Consider the following 22,349-nt stretch of genomic DNA (forward strand, 5'->3'; position numbering starts at 1 on the left):
TCCCCAAAACGATTCGTCCGCCGATTTTGTTAGCGTAAGCTTAACACGCGGCAAATACGTTGCACACTTTGGCGTGAGGTTAACCGGCAAGTTCGGCGCGATTTAGCGCACAATGTGACCAAAGTTCGTCCATCGCCTGTACCAGACGGTTCATTTCGTCAGGCCCATGCACCGGAGAAGGGGTAAAGCGCAGACGCTCGGTTCCGCGCGGAACGGTCGGGAAATTGATCGGTTGCACATAAATGCCGTAATCATCCAACAGCATATCGCTGAGCTTCTTGGTATGGACCGGGTTTCCGACGATCACGGGCACGATATGGCTACCGTGGTCGATCAGCGGTAGCCCCATCCCCTTCAACCGCAGCTTGAGGATTTTGGCCTGCGTCTGATGCTGCTCGCGCAGTTCGGGTGCGGTTTTCAGGTAGGCAACAGATGCAGCAGCCCCGGCCGCAACCGCAGGTGGCAGGGACGTGGTAAAGATAAAGCCCGGCGCATATGACCGCACGGCGTCGCACATCTTGGCGCTGGCCGCGATATAGCCGCCCATCACGCCATAGGCTTTTGCCAGCGTGCCATTGATGATGTCGATCCGGTGGGCAAGGTTATCGCGCTCGGTCACACCGCCGCCGCGCGGGCCATACATGCCTACCGCGTGCACTTCGTCGATATAAGTCAGTGCGCCGAATTCATCTGCCAGATCGCAGATCTCTTCGATCGGACCAAAATCGCCGTCCATGGAATAAACCGACTCGAATACGATCAATTTGGGTGCGGCCGGATCGTCCGCCTCAAGCAGCTCGCGCAGATGCGCCACATCATTGTGCCGGAAGATGCGCTTGGCCCCGCCATTCCGGCGCACGCCTTCGATCATCGAGGCATGGTTCAGCGCGTCAGAGTAGATGATCAGGCCCGGGAACAGTTTAGGCAGCGTGCTGAGCGTTGCGTCATTGGCGATATAGGCGCTGGTAAAAAGCAGCGCGGCTTCCTTGCCGTGAAGATCGGCCAGTTCAGCCTCAAGCCTTTTATGATAAACCGTGGTGCCCGAGATATTGCGCGTACCGCCTGAACCTGCACCGGCTGCATCAACAGCTTCGTGCATTGCATTCAGAACGACCGGGTTTTGCCCCATGCCCAGATAATCGTTGCCGCACCATACGGTGATGTTCTGCTGTGACCCGTCCGGACGTGTGCGCACCGCGTGGGGAAAATGCCCATTGCGACGTTCGATATCGATGAAGGTCCGGTAACGACCTTCATCATGCAGCCTGGCAATCGCTGAATCGAGCTGAGCAGTATAGTCCAAAGGACCCTCCTTGAACGCCCGTATCCGGTTTCCCATTGGGCGATATTTTCGCCACCTCCCACAGCTTACCCTGTTTCGGTGGCTTTGTGTTCCCTTATTCAGCTGGTTACAGCCGAAAAGGTGAACCCAACTTTGATTTGCATCAAATATAAGTTTGCGCCCCATCCGACAAGTAAAGTTACGGCCATCGAACGCGTGGAAACGACGCAGGTCTCGCCTCCCTACCCAAAGCTTACGCTGCCGGGCCGCAATTCGTGTCAACAACTCTGGACGGCGCCGACAACGCTGCTAGGGTTCGCGGGAACAATAAACAGGCAGGAGCCCCCCATGTCGCTAGACGCCGTGTTGAACCGGATTGACGAAGATCTGCAAACCTCGATCGACCGCCTGATGGAACTGCTGCGCATCCCGTCGATCTCGACCGACCCCGCATACAAGGCCGAGGTCAGCCGCGCCGCGGACTGGCTGGTCGCCGATCTGAACAGCATCGGGATTGCGGCAGAGAAACGGGAAACACCGGGCCACCCGATGGTTGTTGGCCACGTGGGTGAGGACGCGACTGCGCCGCATTTCCTGTTTTATGGCCACTACGATGTGCAGCCGGTCGATCCGTTGAACCTGTGGAACCGGGATCCATTCGATCCCGCCATTGAGGACACCGAAACCGGACCGGTCATCCGCGGACGCGGAGCGTCAGACGACAAAGGCCAGCTAATGACTTTTGTCGAAGCCTGCCGCGCCTGGAAGGCCGTACACGGATCCTTGCCCTGCCGCATCACTTTCTTTTTCGAGGGCGAAGAAGAATCAGGCTCGCCCTCACTGGTTCCTTTCCTCAAGGAAAATGCCGCCGAACTCAAAGCGGATCTGGCGCTGGTCTGCGATACATCCATGGTGTCACGCGGCGTTCCGTCGATTGCGGCGCAGTTGAGGGGCATGCTGAAGGACGAGTTTACCATTGTGGGGCCGCGCATCGATCTGCATTCCGGCCACTATGGCGGCCCGGGCCTGAACCCGCTGCGCGAACTGTCGAAAATCGTGACCTCTTTTTATGACGACGAAACCGGGCGGGTAGCGGTCGACGGGTTCTACGAAGGCGTGCATGAAGTACCCGAAGACCAGTTGCGCCAATGGCAGAATTGCGGCTTCGACGAAGCGGATTATCTGAATTCGGTCGGCTACACCCAGCCGCATGGCGAAAAGGGTTACTCCACCTTGGAGCAACAATGGGCACGACCAACGCTCGAAGTGAACGGGCTGTGGGGTGGTTATAACGGTGCGGGCTCCAAAACCGTTATTCCGTCCAAGGCCCATTGCAAAATCACCTGCCGTCTTGTTGGTGACATGGACCCGGACGCGCTGCGCGCCAAAATCCGCAAACATGTCGAGGATCAGCTATCCCCGGACGCCAAAGTGGTCTGGGATAACGATATGGAAGGGTCTCCCGCTTCGGTCATGAATATCACCCGCCCCGAATTCGAAGCCGCGCGCGGCGCATTGTCGGATGAATGGGACCGCGAGGCGGTGTTCACTGGAATGGGGGGATCAATCCCTGTTGTCGGCTATTTCAACACCGTTCTGGGGCTCGACTCGATGCTGGTTGGCTATGCAAACGAAGATGATGCCATCCATTCGCCGAACGAGAAATATGACGTGAAAAGCTTCCACAAGGGCATCCGGTCATGGGCGCGCATTCTGGATGCTTTGAACAAATAGGTCTTATGCGAGGCTCTGCCTCGCGCTCCGGGATATTTGCAGCCAGATGAATAAAGGATCCCTGCTTCATCTGGCCTAAAATATCCCGGGGGAGGCGCGCGGCACGCGCGGCGGGGGCAGAGCCCCCAACCCTGACGGGGAACTACGCCGATCTTACATATGGATCACGCGACCATAGGCATCCAGCACACTTTCGTGCATCATCTCTGACAGTGTCGGGTGCGGGAAGACGGTGTTCATCAGGTCTTCTTCCGTTGTCTCCAGCTGGCGACCGACCACGTAACCCTGAATCAGTTCGGTAACTTCGGCACCGATCATGTGGGCGCCCAGCAACTCGCCTGTTTTCGCATCAAACACGGTTTTGATCAGCCCGTCCGGCTCACCCAAGGCTATGGCCTTGCCATTGCCGATAAAGGGAAAGCGGCCGACTTTGATGTCGTAACCCAGCTCTTTGGCCTTTGCTTCGGTATATCCAACCGAGGCAACCTGAGGCTGGCAATAGGTGCATCCCGCGATGCTTTCGGGTTTGACCGGGTGCGCATGTTGACCCGCGATGAGGTCCGCGACCATGACACCCTCGTGGCTTGCTTTATGTGCAAGCCAGGGCGCGCCTGCGATGTCACCGATCGCATAAAGGCCCTCAACGCCGGTGCGGCAATACTCGTCCGTAACCACATGTGTCCGGTCGATCTTGACGCCCAGAGCTTCCAGACCAAGGTTATCGATATTGCCAACGATCCCGACAGCCGAGATCACTGTGTCGAACTCTTGTTTCTCGACCTTGCCCTTTACCTCGATATGCGCGGTCACTTTCCCCTTGCCACGGTCCAGCTGCTTGACCATGGCTTTTTCCATGATGGTCATGCCCTGTTTGGTGAACGCCTTCTTGGCCAATGCGCTGATTTCGGCGTCTTCGACCGGCAACACCCGGTCCATCACCTCGACAACTGTGGTGTCTGCGCCCAGCGTATTGTAGAAGCTGGCAAACTCGATGCCGATCGCACCAGACCCGATGACGAGCAGTTTTTTCGGCATCCGCGGCGGTTGCAGTGCGTGCTTGTACGTCCAGACCAGATCGCCGTCAGCTTCAAGGCCCGGCAGTTCCCGCGCCCGTGCCCCGGTTGCGAGAATGATGTTCTTGGCGGTCAGTTCCTCGGTGCCTTTGTCGGTCTTGACGCTGACCTTGCCCTTTGCAGGGATCGTGGCCTGCCCCATTACAACGGCAACCTTGTTCTTCTTCAGCAGATGGCCAATGCCTCCTGACAGCTGCGCGGCCACGCCACGGGATCGTTTGACCACCGCGTCCAGATCATATCCGATCTTTTCGGCTTTCAGACCGAAATCCTTGGCGCGCTCCATCAGATGGAACACTTCGGACGACCGCAACAGCGCCTTGGTCGGAATACAGCCCCAGTTCAGGCAGATCCCCCCCAAATGCTCGCGCTCGACCACTGCGGTTTTCAGGCCCAGCTGGGCTGCGCGGATTGCAGCGACATAGCCGCCGGGGCCAGCCCCGATTACGATCAGATCATAGGATTGTGCAGCCATGTGTTCCTCTCGGCGCAGGAGTTGAAAATTTAGTTTACCATTAAACTATTATTCGGAACGCATCAACACACCGTTCCCGCGACAAATAGGACGCAGGGTAAGCGATGCCTGAACTTGCGGATTTCAGCCTATACCCCGGGCCATGCAATGGCTAGAAAAGAAACGCCGACACCGGTCGGACCTATTCTTTTCTCAACCCATTCAAGGGGCTGACCATGGCCAAAACTCTGAAAGATCTGCTGCTTGCCCTGCTCAATGCCACATTGATACTTGTTGCGCTGTGCCTGTTTCTGGGCTGGAAACTGGCGTCCAAAGCCGAAAACATCACTGCTGAAGTCTCGCAAACGGTTCAGGCCTTGGCCCCCATCCGGGATGAGGCGAAGGGCATTCGGGACGAGCTTGCGGCGTTGCGGACTGATTTGGCGGCGCTTTCACAGCAAGACACGTTTGCAGACAGCCAAGCCGCGCAAAACCTCCGGGCAACGCTGGGGCGCCTGAATGCAGCAGAACAGAAGCTGCAAACGGTTCAGGAGCGGATTTCGGAACTGGCTGACACGCCAGAAATGCTGATTGCGCAGGCGATCCAAACCGGCGCCGATATCGCAGCGGAACGCGTTTTGGCATTGCGGGGATGCACACCTGAGTCATAAAGCGCAGCCGTGACCAAAGAGCGGTTGCGGCTTCGCGTTCAGCCCGTAGCTTGTAGTTCGCGCACGGTCGTGCCGTACCCGCCCATATCGACATAGGCAGTTTCATGCGGAGTCGAGCTGCGGGACAGCGCCGCGTTCCGATACGGGAAACGACCGAACTTGCGGATCACCTCGCGATGCGCTCTGGCGTGCAGCAGGTTGCTTGCGTCGCTGCTCATGTTTTGGCAGATCAGACGCACACAGCGTTCCTGATCGCACAGGTTTTCCGAGTGCATCATCGGCAGGTAAAAGAACTGTCTGGCTGGTTCGTCGATCTTCTTGTCCCAGCCTTTGTCGACTGCGCATTTCGCCGCCGCCAATGCCGCACGATCGGTCGAGAAGGCACGCGCCTCACCTCGGAACATGTTACGCGGGAACTGATCTGTCAGGATGATATAGGCCAGCGCCCCGCTGGGATAAGTCAGCCAGAGCGAAAACCGACCCGCTGCCGCTGCTTCCCAAGTTGACTGAAACCGCGCCCGAATGTCTGCGTCCAGCGCCTCATTTTCAATATACCAGCCCTTAGGGCCAACTTCATCTAACCAAAAACTCAATACTTCTTCAGGCGTTACCATTGCCTCAAACTCCGTCAATTGCCCGCGCCCCAGACGTAACGTCATTTAAGTCCCTTTTACAGAACTGTTACAGTAACATATTGCAACACAACCGACATAATTTCGTGTCTCAAGCGGTTTCGCGCGCACCTTCTTCGAACTCTGCTTCTGCCGCCTCTATGGCAACTTCCTGTGCAACCTCGAATGCAACGGGCGATGCAGTGGGATAAAGCGTCGACATGGTGCCGGTTTCTTCAACAGGAACTGCTGCACGCTGGGTCATCCGGTAGACCGAATAGGCGGCCAATGCGACAAGCAACACGGCAATGATCAGGAAAAAGCCCGGCGGGCCAAAGACTGCGTCACCCATCAGCCAGCCTGTGATAACGGGTCCGGTAATTGCCCCAAGGCCGTTGATGAAGATCAGACCACCGGATGCCGCGGCCATATCCTCGTATTCCAGAAAATCGTTGGTGTGCGCAATCAGCAATGAATACAAAGGGTTGGTCATTCCGCCGATCACAAAAGCAGACGCCAGGAGGATTTCGAAGGAAAAGCCATAAAGCATACCACTGACGGCGCCAACTGCTCCGGTTGCCGCGACCAACAGGATCAGGAAACGCCTGTCCATCCGGTCGGAAAACCAGCCCAGCGGGTATTGCAGGACAATTGCCCCAACATAGAACGCCGCCACAAATGCCGAGATCTCAACCAAGGACAGACCGGCCTGGGCCCCGTAAACCGCAGACATCCCGAATTGCGCCGAGAACACGCCGCCTAGCAGGAACATGCCGACACACCCCAGCGGAGAGCTTTTCATCAATTCCCGCAACGTCATCGGCTTGGTAGTATCGAATGCCGGCGTTGGCGAAATTGACAGCAAAATCGGTGCGAAAGATACCGAAACAAGGATCGAGGCGATCACGAATGTTTCGTATCCGGCAGGGTCGCCCAACAGGAAAAGGCCCTGCGCGCCGATGATACCCAACATCTGAACGATCATGTAAAGCGACAGGGCCTGACCGCGGTTTTCATTATTGGCTGCGTTGTTGAGCCAGCTTTCCGCAGTGACGTAAACGCCCGAAAAACAGAACCCGATCACCACGCGTCCCAGAACCCAGGCGATCGGGTCTGCCAGCATCGGGTACATGATCATCACGGCAGAAATGAAAGACGCCAGCGCCGCAAAGACCCGCACATGACCAACACGCCGGATCATCTCGGGCGCAAGCCGTGAACCACCCAGAAAACCAACAAAATATGCTGACATTACAAAAGACATCTCAAGGGTCGAAAACCCCTCGAGTTGTCCGCGAACACCCAGGATCGTGCCCTGAAGGCCGTTTCCGACCATCAGCAACCCCATGCCGAGCAACAATGCCCATGCGCTGGACAGAACCTGAATCATTTGGGCCTCCGATAGGTGCCAAGCTGGTTTGAGTTTTGTTCTGCGATCAAAGACCGCTTCCATCGCGCTTGTCTACGACATTCCCTGTCGGTGATGCCGTATGCGCGCCTATCCGGGGATCAAAAGCGACGCATCGCCATAAGAAAAGAAACGGTATTTCTGCGCGATGGCATGGGCGTAAACCTCGCGCATCCGGTCCTGACCCATCAACGCCGAAACCAGCATCAACAACGTGGATTTCGGCAGATGAAAATTTGTCATCAGCGCATCGGTCACGTGAAACCGGAAACCGGGATAGATGAAGATATCGGTGTCACCTTCCCACGGTTCGATCGTGCCCGAACGCGCAGCACTTTCGATCAGGCGCAAGGCGGTGGTGCCCACCGGGATGACACGCCCGCCCGCAGCTTTTGTCGCCTGTATCTCGGCAACAGCCTCGGCGCTGACCTGCCCCCATTCGGCGTGCATCTTGTGGGTTGTCACATCCTCGACCTTGACCGGCAGGAAGGTTCCGGCGCCAACATGCAGGGTCACATGTGTGACGGCGACACCCCGTTTCGACAAAGCCTGCATCAGGGCATCGTCAAAATGCAACGAGGCGGTCGGGGCTGCCACCGCACCGGACCTGCGGGCCCAGATGGTCTGATAATCCGTCTTGTCCTGCTCGTCCGCCGGACGTTTGGCGGCGATATAGGGCGGCAGCGGCATCGCACCGGCCTGATCCAGCGCCTTGTCGAAATCCTGACCACTGAGATTGAAGCGCAAGTAGGCCTGCCCGTCTTCCACCCGATCCAGCGTCGCGCTCAGATCGGCCGAAAACACGATCTCTTCCCCCGGCTTCACTTTCTTCAATGGCTTGATCAGCGCAGACCAGGTGCCATCGGCCTGCGGGTCCAGCAGAGTGGCCTCGACCCCGGCGGAAACCGGGCCTTGCGCGCTGTCTCTGTGGCGCCGCCCGTTCAGGCGCGCCGGGATAACGCGCGTGTCGTTCAGCACCAGCCGGTCGCCCGGCCGCAGGAAATCGGGCAGGTCGAACACGTGGCTGTCCACTGTGGCACCCCCCCGCGCCACAAGAAGGCGCGCAGAGGATCGCGGGCTGGCAGGCCGCGTGGCAATCAGGTCGTCGGGCAGGTCGAAATCAAAATCGCTGAGCTTCATGACCGCGCCTTACAACCCCACAAAAGATTCGGCCATATCCCGTCAGCGGTCACTGGGAGGAGAACCAAATGTCGGTTTCGGCTCGTCAGGTTCCACCGGCGCAGCATTGGGGCCGTCCGAGACCTTTGGCGCAGGCTGACGCAACAGATCACGCAAAAACAAGGGCGCCAGACCGGACAGAGGGTTCACCGCGACTTTGGGCGAGGATATCGGCCCGGTCAGCGTGTAATTGAATCCGATGACACCTTCGCCCTTGCGGGTAAACACGCTGCCAACGGCATTGAGAAGGTAAATCGGTGAAATCGCCCCCCGCAGGTTCAGCAGGCTGTTCACGGTGTCGATTGTTCCATCAAACGAAAGCCCCATTGACGGGCCAACAGCGCTGCCACTCAGCACTTTGATGTCGGTGGGCGATATCCTCATGCGGCTGTCAATCGCCGAAAAGAAGATCCCCTGCCCGGCCATCTCGTCCAGCAGGCCAACAAGGCTGATCGCGTTCAGGATCGCGGCCATGGCCGGGGCATCGGTGATCCGGGTATTAACGATTTTCAGGATGACGTCGTAACTGCCGGGCTCAGCCACCGGTTCAAGCTTGAGGTCCAGATCACCGCCACGCGCCTGTGTCAGAACGCCGGCCGATCGCAAAACGGCCCCCGCGTCTTTCGACGTCAGGTCAACGGCGCTTCGATTTCCCCGTGGGGTCACTTGACCGGCAACAGCCGCACCGCCGTTCACCCGCGCTGTGAAGGTGCCATTTACGCCGCCGGTTGTCTGGAACGCCCCCCGGAAACCTGTCAGTGCAACAGTTTCGGTAACCTGAAGACGGTCCAGTGCCACGTCCAGTTTCGGCCCCGGGGCACCGCCGCCGCCCGATCCGCCGCTTTCCCCGAAGTTTGCAGACCCCATGTTCAGCACACCGCCAAGGACGCGGATATCCGGGACAGCGGCTCCCCGCCCGATCAGTTCCGCCGGAACCGCAAGCCAGTCCCCCAGATCGAACGAGCTGAACTGGACACGGTCATATTCACCGTTTTCGTGAAAGGAAATGGATGCGGTTGTGCGCAGTCCCGCTGCATTGATCCGCAGGTCGTCCACTTTCAGCTGCGCGCCCAACGTCGCGTCCGCAGTCAGTGATCCTGTGGTGTTTACCTCTTTGCGCCAACCGAGTTCAGGGATGGCTAGCGCCACGCCCTGAAGGTCCGAAACAACAGACAGTTTCGGAGGTGCCCCAGCGCCCAGACCCAGCGTAATATCAGCAACCCCTTTGCCCGTCAGCATCCCCGGCGGCAGGCCAGCCTTGATCTCATCCATCAGACGCGGGGACAGTTCGATCTGGCCGGTGAAGGTGCTGCGCTGTTCGGTTTCGCCGTCAATGGGCTGCTGCCAAAGCGCCTCAAGCGGAACATCGCCGAACTGTCCCAGCCCTTGAATCTGGACACCCGACTGATTGCCGGAAATATCCAGCATCGGGGCACTTATGGAAAATCCCGGCACCAGACGGTCACTGGACAGATTGGCCAGCGTTCCGATAAAGTGAAATTCGGTATCCTGAAACTTCAGCTCTTTTATCAACGGCAAGGACAGCGTTCCGGTCAACGCAACCGTGCCTTTGGCAACGTCAACGGGCAAACCGGCCTTGCTCAGCAATTCCAGCGGCGGCCGGTCCAGCAGCGACAACGCAGAAGTCACGCTGCCCTTTGCCTGAATACGGGCGATGCCGGGTGCGGATTTCTTGATATCCGTGTCAGGTATGATGAAGGACGTCCCCGCGGCATCCACACTCCCCCCGTCATCGGCGACCACCACCCCCTGCTGCGCGGTGACCGTAAACCGGCTGTCGATCAGACTGGCCTGACCTTGTGCATCTTCGATTGGCGGCAGGGTCTTTGCAAAGCGAACCTTGGCTTGCTCGAACCCGAAATCAAGATACAGATCCGGTTTGGAACCGGGCTCCAGACGCAGGGCGAAATCCATGTCCGACAAAACCCCCTGATAGAGGTTTTCCGTCACCCATTCCCGTGGCTTCGGCGCCAGACGCTCGGGCCAGTAACTCAGAACATTGTCCGAGCTCATCTGATCCAGATGGGCATCCAGCGCCACAGCCCAGCCATCGGGACGCCCGTGCAAAACCCCGAAGGCGCGCACGGTATGACCCGGATCCTCGATGGTCATCTGGCCAAGGCGCAACTGGAACGGGTTGAACGCCATCTTGAAATCCACGCTGGCACGCGACAGCTGAATCGGCTCCGGGAAAAGATTTGCCGGGTTCACATTGATCCCGGACAAGCGCAGTTGCGTCTCCAGACTGTCCAGCACACCATCTTCAGCCCCTTGCAGAAACGCCTTTCCATCGGCCTGAACTGTGCCCCAGGCCGACACCACCGACACCTCATTGAAGTCCAGCATCTGGGCGTTCGGGTCATAGGTGAAATATGTACGGGCAGATTCGAACGGGACAGGGCGTGTTTCCGGGTTGGGCTGCACCGCCCCGGCCCCCAGATTGAGGGTTGCGAACACGGTTCCTGTTGCCCCGTTTTCATCGACACTGCCCCGCAAAGCCCCTGAAATCGGTGCGCGCAGAACCTGCAACCAGGCAAGGGCCGGGCTTTGGCCTGCTATATCCTCGGCCGGAAGATCGGTGACCGAGATGCCAAAGCTGGCGGCAGGCGTGCCCAGTACGCTGGTATAGTTGGCCTCGATACTGCTGACATAGTCACGCCCCGACAGAACCGAAAACCCGGTTGCAAGCCGCACTTCGTTATCACTGCGGTTCGCCTGAATATGCCCACCGTCCAGAACCCACGACCGCCCCTGCCGCAGGTCGCGGTAATCCAGCGTAATCGCATCAAGTTCGACCGAGGTCAGCGCCGACAGTATCGGAGATTGAAAGACCTCGTCCGAGGTCTCGATCAGCTGTGCAAGGTCCGGCGCTTCCTGAACCGGCGCGCTGCCCGATCCCACGGTCAGGGTCAGCGCCCCGTCCTGATCGCGGGTCATGGCGATCTGCGCGCCACTCAGAATGATGCGCTTGGGCCGGACCTGACCGCGCAGCAAGGGGCGCATGGCCAGGCTGGCGCGCATATCGGATACCTGCGCAATCTGCTGGCCCGCCGCGTCACTGATGGCAACATCGGTCAGCCGCAGACGGGGTCGCCAGCCTTCGTGAATGATGAAACTGACGTCTCCAAACCGGATTTGCAGCCCGCCCAGCGCCCGTTCCAGCCGGGCTTCGACCCTATCGCGCAGCCAGACCGGCGCGTGCATTCTCTGTCCCACGACCATGAAACCGGTAAACATCGCCAGAAGCACCAGCACGATGGCCCCACGCATAGCCCACAGACCAGCGGTGCGGCGGCGCGACCGACGGCGCACAGGCTTGCCCGGCTTTGCTTCGTCGTCTTCGTGCTGCTTCAATTTGCTATCCACGCCTTCCAACCCGCACGCGTTGCCCTATGATGACGGGCAGCCTTTAAAAACCTTTAGCGGAGTTTCCAATGCCCGACGTTTCAGACATCGCCCCCGACTTCACTTTGCCGCGCGACGGCGGTGGCGAGGTGACGCTTTCGGCGTTGCGCGGTGGCACCGTGGTTTTGTTCTTCTATCCCCGTGATGATACGCCGGGCTGCACCAAGGAATCCATCGGTTTCTCAGAGCAGCTTCAGGCGTTTACCGATGCAGGGGCTCACGTTTTCGGCATTTCGCGGGACAGCGTCGCCAAGCATGACAAGTTTGTCGCCAAACACGGGCTGACCACTCCGCTGTTGTCGGACGAAGGCTCGACCGTCTGCGAGGACTATGGCGTATGGGTTGAAAAGAACATGTATGGCCGGAAATCGATGGGGATCGAGCGATCGACCTTTGTCATTGATAGCGAGGGACGCATTGCCAAGGTCTGGCGCAAGGTCAAGGTGCCCGGCCATGTGGAAGATGTGCTGGAAGCGGTGAAGGCGATCTAAGCCCCCCTCGACCTGCCGCGCCATCCGGTCTATCACCCGCGCTGACATGCCAAAGGCGGAGCGACCCGGTGCCCAAAACACTGACACAGATGGCGACAGAGGTTCTGACAACAGCGGACGGGCGGGCCAAAACCGCCCTGTCCAAAGCCCATGCCGCCGCGTGGTTTGCCTCCCGCAAGGCCGAGGGTGAACCCATCGAGATCGGCACCGCATCACCGCCCCTGTCCCCCGCGCGCCCGGACAAGCCCGAGCTGTTGTCCCCGCGTGAGGTACCCAAACGGAAACCGGGTACCGAGGCCGGGCGCATTGCCCTGCTACACGCGGTTGCCCATATCGAGCTGAACGCCGTCGATCTGCACTGGGACATCATCGCGCGCTTTGGCCATGTACCCATGCCCATCGGGTTCTACGATGACTGGGTGAAATGCGCCGAAGAAGAATCGCGCCATTTCGAGATGGTCTGCGATTGTCTGGAACAGATGGGCAGCCATTATGGTGCCCTACCCGCTCATGCCGGTATGTGGCGCGCTGCCGAAGATACTGCCGAAGATCTGATGGGGCGGCTGGCCGTTGTGCCCATGGTGCTTGAGGCGCGTGGGCTGGATGTCACTCCCGGCATGATCGAGATATTCCGCAAGGCCAAGGCCGCGCAGGCCATCGCCGCGCTCGAAGTGATATATGCCGAAGAAGTCGGCCACGTCGCTTACGGCTCAAAATGGTTCCACTTCCTGTGTGGCCGCGAAAACGCCGACCCCAAGGACGTGTTTCACGCGCTGGTCCGGCGGTACTTCCACGGTGTTCTCAAGCCCCCCTTCAACGAAGAAAAACGGGCCGAAGCCGGGTTGCCCCCCGATTTCTACTGGCCCCTGACCGAAGACCTGCCCGCGCCCGGAGACCTCTCGAACTGACACTTCTGCGTTATTTTCGGCAAAATCTCGCCGATCTTTGCGGGATTTCAGCGCCATTTGCACCTGATTGGTCAACAAACTTGCCCGAACGCCCCTGCCGCTTTATGCAATCGGCGCAAGGGACGGCAGGCACTCACGACCGGTTCCGATCTTGGGGATGAAAGGTAGGGCGCGTGCGAACACGTCTGGCAATAAAACTGCACTCACTGCTTGAGAGGCATTTCCCGGAACGCCGGGTCTTTCTGAAATCCGACACAGACACAAAATTTATCCGGCTCAGTTCGGAAACTCAGGTCGTCGCAGTGGCCGGCGTTGCCGTCATGGTCGGATGGACAGCGGTTGCGACAGCCATATTGTTGATGGACAGCATCGGGGCCGGGAATTTCCGGGAACAGGCAAAGCGCGATCAGGCCATCTATCAGGAACGCCTGAACACTCTGTCGGCAGAACGCGATGCCCGTGCGCATGAGGCGCTGGCCGCTCAGGACCGGTTCAATGCCGCGCTGGACCAGATTTCCGCGATGCAGTCGGAACTGCTGGCCTCGGAAAACCGTCGCCGCGAGCTTGAGACAGGTATCGATGTCATTCAGACGACATTGCGCACCACGATGAAACAGCGCGAAGAGGCGCGCTCAGAGCTGGCCCAATTGAAACAGGACACCAGCGGCTCCGATATGTATGCCGCGGTTTCCAGCGCCCCGGTACAGATGGCCTTTATGACCGACGCTTTGGCGCGGACCGCCAAAGAACGCGACCTGATCGCCACCAACGCCCTGGACGCGCTGGAACAGCGGGACGATCTGGAACTGGAAATCCGTCTGATGCAGGAACGCAGCGACGAGATTTTCCGCCAGCTGGAAGAGGCGATGGTCATTTCGGTCGAACCTCTGGACAAGATGTTCCGAGAGGCCGGAATGCCGACAGATCGCATCATCGAAGAGGTCCGGCGCGGATATAGCGGCATGGGCGGTCCGCTGACCCCTTTATCCCTTAGCACACGCGGCGAAGAAGACGAGCTTTCGCCCGAAGAAGTGCGCGCGAACACGTTGCTGCGCCAGATGGATCAGCTGAACCTGTACCGAATTGCAGCGGAAAAGGCCCCCTTCGCCAGCCCGGTCAAAAGCGCGTTTCGCTTTACCAGCGGATATGGTCGCCGCCGCGACCCAAAAACCGGCGGTAGCCGGATGCACAACGGCACGGATTTTGCCGCAGCAACGGGCACCGATATCTTTGCGACCGCTGATGGCGTGGTCACGCATGCCGGTTGGCAATCAGGCTTCGGACGCCTTGTGAAAATCAAGCACGCGTTCGGAATTGAGACACTTTATGCTCATAACACCAAGATCAACGTAAAGGTCGGCCAAAGGGTCTCGCGCGGGGATCATATTGCTGATATGGGTAACACCGGACGGTCCACCGGCACGCATCTGCACTACGAGGTGCGCGTGAACGGAAATCCCGTAAACCCAATGACTTACATCAAGGCTGCGAAAAATGTTTTCTAAAAGCAAAATCAACGAGCCCGCACCCAAAGCACCTGAGGCGGCCAAACCTGCCGCTCCGGCGACCCCAGCGGCTCCTGCTCCGGCTGACGCGAAACCTGCAATGGCACCCAAACCCAAGCCGCCGGCCTCGGTTCTGTCCTCGGATCTGCACATCACCGGCAACATCAAGACCAGCGGTGACATTCAGGTGGAAGGCACTGTCGAAGGCGACATCCGCGCCCATTTGCTGACCATTGGTGAATCGGCAACGATCAAGGGCGAAGTCACCGCAGATGACGTTGTGATCAACGGTCGCATCGTTGGCCGCGTACGTGGCCTCAAGGTTCGCCTGACCTCGACCGCCCGTGTCGAAGGCGACATCATCCACAAGACCATCGCCATTGAAAGCGGCGCGCATTTCGAAGGCTCGGTTCAGCGTCAGGACGATCCCCTGAACCCCGGCCGCAGCGCCAAAGCCGGATCGAACCCGGCGGCAGAAGTCAAACAGTAAGCAGACTGCACTTCATGTCAGGGCGCCGTGGGGAAACCCGTGGCGTCATTTCTTTTGAGTGTCCGGATGATCCGGGATTCCCGTTTTCGTCCCTTTCTGATCGCGCTACAGTCGATCCATGTTGCTTTTTCTGACGGTTGTCGCGCTGATCGCTGGCGCTGCGGCCTTTCACTTCTGGTCGAAACGACAAACCCGCCTGACCTTGCTGGCCAAGTCGCTGTCCCAGCACCAGCGCGATATTGTGAACGCTCAGGTGCCGATTATCCAGAAGCTGCCCAAAGACTTGCGCGGGGCGCTGGAAGGAAAGATCAACCTGTTTCTTGATCAGGTCGATTTCGTCGGCTGCGACGGGCTGGACGTCACCGAAGATATGCAGGTGTCGATTGCCGCGCAAGCCTGTCTGCTCGTGGTGAATACAGACCAGTGGTATGACAACCTGACGACCATTCTGGTTTACCCCGGTGCCTTCAAATCAAAACAGCGCCGCCACAGTGGCTATGTCGTCACCGAACAGGAAATCATCCGCAGCGGGGAAAGCTGGAACCGCGGCCCCGTGATCCTGTCCTGGGCCCATAGCCAGCGCGGTGCCCTGAATGATCACGATGGTCGGAACGTCGTCTTTCACGAGTTCGCGCACCAGCTTGATGACCTCTCGGGCGCAACCAATGGTGTTCCCGTGCTCAGCAATGACCAAAGCTTTGACGAGTGGGAAACCGCCTTTCTGAACGGTTACAAGACACATGTTCACGCCGTGGAAACCGGGAAACCCACAGTGATCGATCCCTACGGCGCGGAAGGGCACGAAGAATTCTTTGCCGTTTCGGTCGAGGTGTTCTTTGAACGACCACATGCGCTGAGATCCTCTGACCCGGCAATCTATGAACAGCTGTCAAAGCTTTTTCATCTTGATCCCGCTCAATGGCACAGCGGTCCGTTCTGACCCGATTGAGGAAGCTTCGAAAAAAAATTCCCCGTTCGCAACAATTTAACATAAGCTAATTCTTGAATTACGGTTAACCTCATTATTGGGCGGAGGATTTTCTATGTCATCGAAACTACTTGCCGAGTTCTTCGGCACGTTCTGGTTGGTTCTGGGGGGCTGCGGCAGTGCCGTTCTGGCGGCAGGCGTAGCTGATGTGGGCATCGGTTGGCTTGGTGTTTCCTTTGCCTTTGGCCTTACCGTTTTGACGATGGCTTACACAGTTGGCCCAATCTCGGGCGGGCATTTCAACCCGGCCGTCAGTTTGGGGCTGATGATTGGCGGACGGTTTCCGGCCAAAGACCTTCTGCCCTACTGGGTCGCACAGGTCGTTGGCGCAATCGCTGCCGCAGTGGTTCTGTACCTGATTTTCAGCGGGGCACCCGATTTCGCAGGTGTCGGAGGGTTCGCGTCAAACGGGTATGGTGAGGCCTCGCCGCAGGGATATTCGTTGATGTCGGCTTTGATCATCGAAGTCGTGATGACGGCTTTCTTCATTCTGATCATTCTGGGCGCGACGTCTGAAAAGGCACCCGCCGGGTTCGCTCCGATTGCCATCGGTCTAGCGCTGACCCTGATCCACCTGATCTCAATCCCGGTGACGAATACCTCCGTCAACCCGGCGCGCTCAACCGGCGTTGCCCTGTTTGCCGACGGCCCGGCTCTGGCTCAGCTCTGGCTGTTCTGGGTGGCCCCCCTGATTGGCGGCGCAATCGGCGCTTTGATATGGAAAGCAATGTCCTCGGATGACTGATCCGCGCGGGAAAGGTAGTTATCCCGTTTTCTGAAAAACACGGTATCCTTCCGCCCAACCTGGCTTGGTCACAGCCTTTAATTCAACGGGAGGATACAATGAAGACATTTTCCATAGCACTTTTCCTAAGCTGCGCTGCGACGGCAGGCTGGGCCGAAGACAAATGGCTGAGCATCCCGCAAGCCCCCCAGATGCCCGCCGCCACCGAAGCGGGCACGGCAGAGATCAACGGCATCGACATGTATTACGCCACGTATGGCGATGCGGGCGGCACTCCGGTTCTGATGATCCACGGCGGGCTTGCCCATGCCGATGTCTGGGCTGCGCAGGTTGCCGACCTGTCGCAGGACCACAGGGTGATTGTGGCGGATACGCGCGGGCATGGACGATCCACAAACGATGGCAGCCCTTATTCTTACGCGTTGTTGTCGCAGGATTATCTGGCGCTTCTGGATCATCTGGGGGTCGATCAGGTGCATCTGGTCGGCTGGTCCGATGGGGCAAATATCGGGTATTCAATCTCGACCACCAACCCGGATCGGCTGGCCAGTCACTTTGCCCATGCAGGCAATGTCACGCTGGACGGGATCGATCCTTCGGTGGAAACCAACGAGGTGTTTGGCACTTACGTGGGCATGATGGCCCAAGATTATGCGGCCATGTCCCCCACTCCTGACGGGTTCGAGGCATTTCTTGGTGGGGTTGCCGCCATGTGGGGCACCGAAAAACCCGGTGGGCTCGGGGCGCTGTCATCGATCACCGTCCCGACACTCGTGGTTCAAAGCGCACATGACGAGGCCATTCTGATGGCGCATTCACAAGCAATTGCTGACGTGATCCCCGAAGCCAAATTGCTTGTTCTGGAAGATGTCAGTCACTTCGCATCTTTTCAGGATCCAGTTGACTATACCCGTGCCATCCGTGATTTCATCGACCAATAGGCCAAAGAAAAAGCCCGGCGCTTGAGCCGGGCTAAATCATCTTATTCGGTAACGGTGACTTTTTTCATCATATCCGGTGCACCGATGATCGCACCATTCTGACCTTCGCCCCGCTTGATCGCGTCGACTACATCCATACCGTCGGTCACCTGACCAACCACGGTATACTGGCCGTCCAGAAACGGGCCGGGGGCGAACATGATGAAGAACTGCGAGTTGGCCGAATCCGGATCGCTGGACCGGGCCATGCCGACCACACCCCTGTCAAAACTCACGTCCGAGAACTCGGCCGGCAGGTCCGCGCGATCAGACCCGCCGCGCCCGGCATAACGCATGTCGAATCCGTCCGCGCCCGAGTTGCCGTATTGCACGTCGCCGGTCTGCGCCATGAAGCCATCGATCACGCGGTGAAACACGACGCCATCGTACTGACCTTCAGCAGCCAGAGCGGTGATCTGTTCCACATGCTGGGGCGCGACATCTTCGAACAGGTCGATCGAGATTGTGCCATTGGCCCCTTCCCCTTCGACCTCGATCTGCAAACCGCTGGCCAGCGCCGGGCTTGCCAGCAAGGCAAAAGCCGCAGCCAGTTTATGCATCTGCTGCCACCTTGACGCTGATCATGCGGTCCGGGCTCGCAGGCGGCTCACCGCGTACGATGGCGTCCACATGCTCCATCCCGTCGATGACCCGGCCATAGACCGTGTACTGACCGTTCAGGAAGTGATTGTCCTTGAAGTTGATGAAGAACTGCGAGTTGGCCGAATCCGGGTTCTGAGAGCGCGCCGCGCCCAGCGTGCCGCGATCATGGGGCAGCTTGGAAAATTCTGCCGGAACATTCGGCAGCGACGAACCGCCGGTGCCCGCCATGCGCAGGTTGAACCCGTCTTCCATATCGCCATGCTGCACGTCGCCGGTTTGCGCCATGAAACCGTCGATCACACGGTGAAACGCCACGTTGTCATATTCACCGCCACGGGCCAGTTCCTTCATCCGCGCACTGTGCAGAGGCGCTACATCCGGCAGCAGCTCGATGACGACATTGCCGCCTTTCAGCTCGATGATGATTGTGTTTTCGGGGTCTTTGATCTCGGCCATGAGGCCCTCCTGTCGTTTATCTTGCGCAAATACCTATGACGCACGCGTGCGAATGCCAAGTGACGCATTGACCTGAGGGCAAAATGCAGGAAAAGAACCGCCTAAATCGGTTGCCAATGACAAGGATCGCACAATGGGCTGGAAAACACTGGACGATATGGACCTGAACGGCAAACGCGTGCTGGTGCGTGTGGATATCAACGTGCCCGTGGTTGACGGTGTTGTGACCGACGCCACCCGTATCCAAAGGATCGTCCCTTCGGTGCGCGATATTCTGGCCGCTGGCGGCAAACCGATCCTTCTGGCCCATTTTGGCCGTCCCGGTGGCGAACGGCGTGAAAGCCTGTCACTGAAACAACTGGTCCCGACTTTGGAAAGCGCTTTTGGCGCAAAGGTTCTGTTTGCTGCCGATTGCGTCGGGGCCGAGGCGGAACTGGCCGCCAGTGCCTTGCAACCCGGCCAGGTCCTGTTGCTCGAAAACACGCGCTTTCACGCAGCCGAAACCAAGAATGACGCCGATCTGGCCGCTGGGATGGCCAAGCTGGGCGATGTCTATTGCAACGATGCGTTTTCAGCCGCGCACCGCGCCCACAGCTCGACCGAGGCCATCGCACGTCTGCTGCCGGCCTGTGCGGGCCGTCTGATGCAGGCCGAGTTGCAGGCGCTGGAAAGCGCGCTGGGTGCACCCAAGCGCCCGGTAACGGCGGTTGTCGGCGGCGCCAAGGTCTCGACCAAGTTGGAACTGCTGGGCAACCTGATCGACAAGGTCGATTATTTGGTGATCGGTGGCGGTATGGCGAACACATTCCTTGTCGCCCAAGGCATCAGCGTTGGCAAATCTCTGGCTGAAACCGCAATGAAGGACACCGCCGCCGAAATTCTGGCCAAGGCCGAAAGCTCGGGCTGCCAGATCGTCCTGCCGCTTGATGTTGTGGTGGCTGAAAAATTCGAGGCCAACGCACCCCACAAGGTTCTGCCCGCCGATCAATGCCCTGCGGATGGCATGATCCTGGACGCGGGCCCTGAAAGCGTCGCAGCGATTACCGCGATTTTCGACAAAAGCCAAACCCTGATCTGGAACGGCCCGCTGGGCGCGTTCGAGCTGGAGCCGTTCGACGCGGCCACCAATGCCGCGGCCTTGAAAGCCGCAGCCCTTAGCCGTTCGGGTCAGCTGATTTCGGTCGCGGGTGGCGGTGACACGGTTGCGGCGCTGAACGCGTCGGGTGCGGCCAAGGATTTCACCTATATCTCGACCGCAGGTGGTGCATTCCTTGAATGGATGGAAGGCAAAACCCTGCCCGGTGTCGCTGCGCTGGAACAATAGGCAGCACTGATCGCATTTGGCCGCTTGTCACGGTTCATGGTATTATCCCCTATTTGAACGGGGGATTATGTCATGAGGTCATTATACCTGCTCATCCTTCTCGCGATGCCGTGGCCTGCAACAGCACAATCCAGTTGCGGTGGCCAGACACAGCTTGACGCAAATTTCTGTGCCAAGGAGCAATGGGAAGCCGTTGACCGCAACCTCAACCGGTTATGGAAACAGATCAAGCCGGTCGCTGATGCGCGTGGCAACGGCGATGCCCTTCTGGCGGAACAACGTGCGTGGCTAAAGACACGGGACGCCACTTGCGACAAGGAACTGTCCGGCGGCGGCAGCGCTGCGCCCATGTTCTACTGGACCTGTATGAAAGAGCAGACGCTTGCAAGAAATCAGCAGCTTCAGTCCTGGCGCTGAGCTTTAACCGGGACGCACACGAAATACTGATAAAAAAGCCGAATCAGGGGATTCACAACCCGAATCGCCTGTGACATAGTGCGATCAGAGGCTCGGAAAGAGCCCGTTATTGAGGCAAGTTTTCATACGGCGGTAAACAGAGTGTCCCGTTCCCATCGGCCCGGTTTGGGTGCAGTTCTCTTCTTCTCGGTGGCTTTCATGCTGGGTGTGTATTTCACCTTCGCCGCCGTTCAGGGGGATTACGGCCTGTTTCGGCGGGTCGAAATTGCGGCGGAACGGGACGCTCTGTCACGCAGTCTGGAAAAACTGAATGTCGAAATCGCCGAGATGGAAAACCTGACACGGCGTCTGTCCGACACCTATCTGGATCTGGACCTGCTGGATCAGCAGGCGCGCTCGGTTCTGGGCATGATCCGGTCGGACGAAATTGTGATCCGCTGATCAACGACCCTTTTCAGAAAAGGCAACTCAGGCCCGGCGTTTCGGTCAGGATGCGCCGTGCCGAACGCTGCGTCACATTTCCCCTCGCCAGAAAGCCTCAAATGCTTTATGAGATAGTTTAACGCTAAACTATCTGTCCGAAAGGGGGAGATCGCCACGATGGCTGCGCGAAAAACCACAAAGAAACCAAATGTTTCTGCGGAAGAACTCCAGACATACTACCGCGAGATGCTGCTGATCCGCCGATTCGAGGAAAAGGCCGGTCAGCTTTATGGCATGGGCCTGATCGGCGGGTTCTGCCACCTTTATATCGGACAAGAGGCCGTTGTTGTCGGGCTTGAGGCCGCTGCAGAGGAAGGCGACAAGCGCATCACCTCGTATCGCGACCACGGTCACATGCTGGCCTGTGGCATGGATCCGGGCGGCGTGATGGCCGAACTGACCGGGCGCATCGGTGGCCTGTCCAAGGGCAAGGGCGGCTCGATGCACATGTTCTCGAAAGAAAAGCATTTCTACGGCGGGCATGGTATCGTCGGCGCGCAGGTTCCGCTGGGCGCGGGGCTGGCTTTTGCTGACAAGTACAAGGAAAACGGCCGCGTTACCTTCACCTATTTCGGGGACGGTGCCGCGAATCAGGGTCAGGTGTATGAGACCTTCAACATGGCGGCCATCTGGGGCTTGCCGGTGATTTTCGTGATCGAGAACAACCAATACGCCATGGGCACCGCTCAGTCCCGTTCGACCTCGACCAAAGACATCTTCCATCGCGGCGAAGCGTTCGGCATTCCGGGCGAGATCGTCAACGGCATGGATGTGCTGGCGGTCAAGGAAGCAGGCGAAAAGGCTGTCGCGCACTGCCGCGCGGGCAAAGGCCCCTATATCCTGGAAATCAAGACCTACCGCTATCGCGGCCACTCGATGTCCGACCCGGCCAAGTACCGGACCCGCGAAGAGGTTCAGAAGGTCCGCGAACAAAGCGACCCGATCGAACACGTGCGCGAGTTGCTGCTGACCGGAAAGCACGCGACCGAGGATGACCTGAAAGCGATCGACAAGGAAATCAAGGAGATCGTCAATCAGGCCGCCGAATTCTCGAAAGAAAGCCCCGAGCCTTCGGTCGAAGAGCTCTGGACTGACATTTACGCCTGAGAGGACGAATAAGA

Annotated in this window: 21 protein-coding genes; 13 read left to right on the forward strand and 8 right to left on the reverse strand. The window is 58.5% G+C overall.

What is annotated here, in order from left to right; genetic code table 11:
• Positions 1-79 precede the first annotated feature (79 nt).
• A complete protein-coding gene (hemA, locus tag ACR0BK_RS03335) occupies positions 80-1,303 on the reverse strand; it encodes a 5-aminolevulinate synthase (RefSeq protein WP_267364005.1) in 1,224 nt (407 codons plus the stop codon).
• Positions 1,304-1,630: 327 nt separating this feature from the next.
• On the opposite strand from hemA, the gene ACR0BK_RS03340 reads away from it, so the two are divergent.
• Complete coding sequence (locus ACR0BK_RS03340; protein ID WP_480553761.1) at positions 1,631-3,016, forward strand: M20/M25/M40 family metallo-hydrolase; 1,386 nt, start codon at positions 1,631-1,633, stop codon at positions 3,014-3,016.
• A 153-nt stretch (positions 3,017-3,169) separates the two neighbouring features.
• On the opposite strand, the gene lpdA is transcribed toward ACR0BK_RS03340, so the two are convergent.
• Positions 3,170-4,564 (reverse strand): dihydrolipoyl dehydrogenase, encoded by a 1,395-nt coding sequence (gene lpdA / locus ACR0BK_RS03345; RefSeq protein ID WP_480553762.1) that lies wholly within the window; start codon positions 4,562-4,564, stop codon positions 3,170-3,172.
• 215 nt (positions 4,565-4,779) lie between these two features.
• Here lpdA and ACR0BK_RS03350 point away from each other — a divergent pair, with 215 nt between their 5' ends.
• Complete coding sequence (locus ACR0BK_RS03350; RefSeq protein ID WP_480517426.1) at positions 4,780-5,214, forward strand: hypothetical protein; 435 nt, start codon at positions 4,780-4,782, stop codon at positions 5,212-5,214.
• A gap of 38 nt (positions 5,215-5,252) precedes the next feature.
• Here ACR0BK_RS03350 and ACR0BK_RS03355 read toward each other — a convergent pair whose 3' ends face one another.
• The 4 genes from ACR0BK_RS03355 to ACR0BK_RS03370 all read right to left on the reverse strand — a co-directional run bounded on the left by ACR0BK_RS03355 (position 5,253) and on the right by ACR0BK_RS03370 (position 11,799).
• Complete coding sequence (locus tag ACR0BK_RS03355) at positions 5,253-5,828, reverse strand: DUF924 family protein (RefSeq protein WP_480476775.1); 576 nt, start codon at positions 5,826-5,828, stop codon at positions 5,253-5,255.
• Positions 5,829-5,937: 109 nt separating this feature from the next.
• Positions 5,938-7,215 (reverse strand): MFS transporter, encoded by a 1,278-nt coding sequence (locus ACR0BK_RS03360; protein ID WP_480553763.1) that lies wholly within the window; start codon positions 7,213-7,215, stop codon positions 5,938-5,940.
• 108 nt (positions 7,216-7,323) lie between these two features.
• Positions 7,324-8,373: a tRNA preQ1(34) S-adenosylmethionine ribosyltransferase-isomerase QueA gene (gene queA, locus ACR0BK_RS03365; RefSeq protein ID WP_480473350.1), complete on the reverse strand. Its 1,050-nt coding sequence runs from the start codon at positions 8,371-8,373 to the stop codon at positions 7,324-7,326.
• A 42-nt stretch (positions 8,374-8,415) separates the two neighbouring features.
• Positions 8,416-11,799, reverse strand: coding sequence for a YhdP family protein (locus ACR0BK_RS03370; RefSeq protein ID WP_480553764.1), 3,384 nt, complete (start codon positions 11,797-11,799; stop codon positions 8,416-8,418).
• Positions 11,800-11,867: 68 nt separating this feature from the next.
• On the opposite strand from ACR0BK_RS03370, the gene ACR0BK_RS03375 reads away from it, so the two are divergent.
• From ACR0BK_RS03375 to ACR0BK_RS03405, 7 genes are all read left to right on the forward strand, one after another.
• Entirely contained in the window at positions 11,868-12,329 is a 462-nt protein-coding gene (locus ACR0BK_RS03375) for a peroxiredoxin (RefSeq protein ID WP_480553765.1), read from the forward strand.
• Positions 12,330-12,418: 89 nt separating this feature from the next.
• The gene (locus tag ACR0BK_RS03380) at positions 12,419-13,237 is read left to right on the forward strand and encodes a ferritin-like domain-containing protein (protein ID WP_480476777.1); all 819 of its coding nucleotides are present in this window, start codon (positions 12,419-12,421) and stop codon (positions 13,235-13,237) included.
• A gap of 173 nt (positions 13,238-13,410) precedes the next feature.
• The gene (locus ACR0BK_RS03385) at positions 13,411-14,742 is read left to right on the forward strand and encodes a DUF5930 domain-containing protein (protein WP_480553766.1); all 1,332 of its coding nucleotides are present in this window, start codon (positions 13,411-13,413) and stop codon (positions 14,740-14,742) included.
• Positions 14,732-15,232 (forward strand): bactofilin family protein, encoded by a 501-nt coding sequence (locus ACR0BK_RS03390; RefSeq protein ID WP_209596778.1) that lies wholly within the window; start codon positions 14,732-14,734, stop codon positions 15,230-15,232. The genes ACR0BK_RS03385 and ACR0BK_RS03390 overlap by 11 nt, the downstream gene beginning before the upstream one ends.
• 118 nt (positions 15,233-15,350) lie before the next feature.
• A complete protein-coding gene (locus tag ACR0BK_RS03395; RefSeq protein WP_480553767.1) occupies positions 15,351-16,172 on the forward strand; it encodes a M90 family metallopeptidase in 822 nt (273 codons plus the stop codon).
• A gap of 103 nt (positions 16,173-16,275) precedes the next feature.
• A complete protein-coding gene (aqpZ, locus tag ACR0BK_RS03400) occupies positions 16,276-16,965 on the forward strand; it encodes an aquaporin Z (protein WP_480553768.1) in 690 nt (229 codons plus the stop codon).
• Positions 16,966-17,063: 98 nt separating this feature from the next.
• On the forward strand, positions 17,064-17,906 hold the full coding sequence (locus ACR0BK_RS03405; RefSeq protein WP_480553769.1) for an alpha/beta fold hydrolase: 843 nt from the start codon (positions 17,064-17,066) through the stop codon (positions 17,904-17,906).
• A gap of 41 nt (positions 17,907-17,947) precedes the next feature.
• Here the strand turns inward: ACR0BK_RS03405 and ACR0BK_RS03410 are convergent, their stop codons facing one another.
• Together ACR0BK_RS03410 and ACR0BK_RS03415 are read right to left on the reverse strand one after the other, a co-directional pair.
• On the reverse strand, positions 17,948-18,505 hold the full coding sequence (locus ACR0BK_RS03410) for a peptidylprolyl isomerase (protein ID WP_480473357.1): 558 nt from the start codon (positions 18,503-18,505) through the stop codon (positions 17,948-17,950).
• The gene (locus ACR0BK_RS03415; protein WP_209503601.1) at positions 18,498-19,004 is read right to left on the reverse strand and encodes a peptidylprolyl isomerase; all 507 of its coding nucleotides are present in this window, start codon (positions 19,002-19,004) and stop codon (positions 18,498-18,500) included. Before ACR0BK_RS03415 ends, ACR0BK_RS03410 begins: the two co-directional genes overlap by 8 nt.
• 133 nt (positions 19,005-19,137) lie before the next feature.
• Between ACR0BK_RS03415 and ACR0BK_RS03420 the strand changes: the two genes are divergently transcribed.
• The 4 genes from ACR0BK_RS03420 (at position 19,138) to pdhA (ending at position 22,335) form a co-directional block, all read left to right on the forward strand.
• Complete coding sequence (locus ACR0BK_RS03420) at positions 19,138-20,328, forward strand: phosphoglycerate kinase (RefSeq protein WP_480553770.1); 1,191 nt, start codon at positions 19,138-19,140, stop codon at positions 20,326-20,328.
• 72 nt (positions 20,329-20,400) lie between these two features.
• Entirely contained in the window at positions 20,401-20,745 is a 345-nt protein-coding gene (locus ACR0BK_RS03425) for a lysozyme inhibitor LprI family protein (protein WP_480553771.1), read from the forward strand.
• 141 nt (positions 20,746-20,886) lie between these two features.
• Entirely contained in the window at positions 20,887-21,186 is a 300-nt protein-coding gene (locus ACR0BK_RS03430) for an FtsB family cell division protein (protein ID WP_209503595.1), read from the forward strand.
• Positions 21,187-21,345: 159 nt separating this feature from the next.
• A complete protein-coding gene (gene pdhA / locus ACR0BK_RS03435; RefSeq protein ID WP_209503593.1) occupies positions 21,346-22,335 on the forward strand; it encodes a pyruvate dehydrogenase (acetyl-transferring) E1 component subunit alpha in 990 nt (329 codons plus the stop codon).
• The last annotated feature ends 14 nt before the right edge of the window (positions 22,336-22,349 follow it).

It is taken from the genome of Ruegeria sp. AF1 (genome assembly GCF_056542125.1).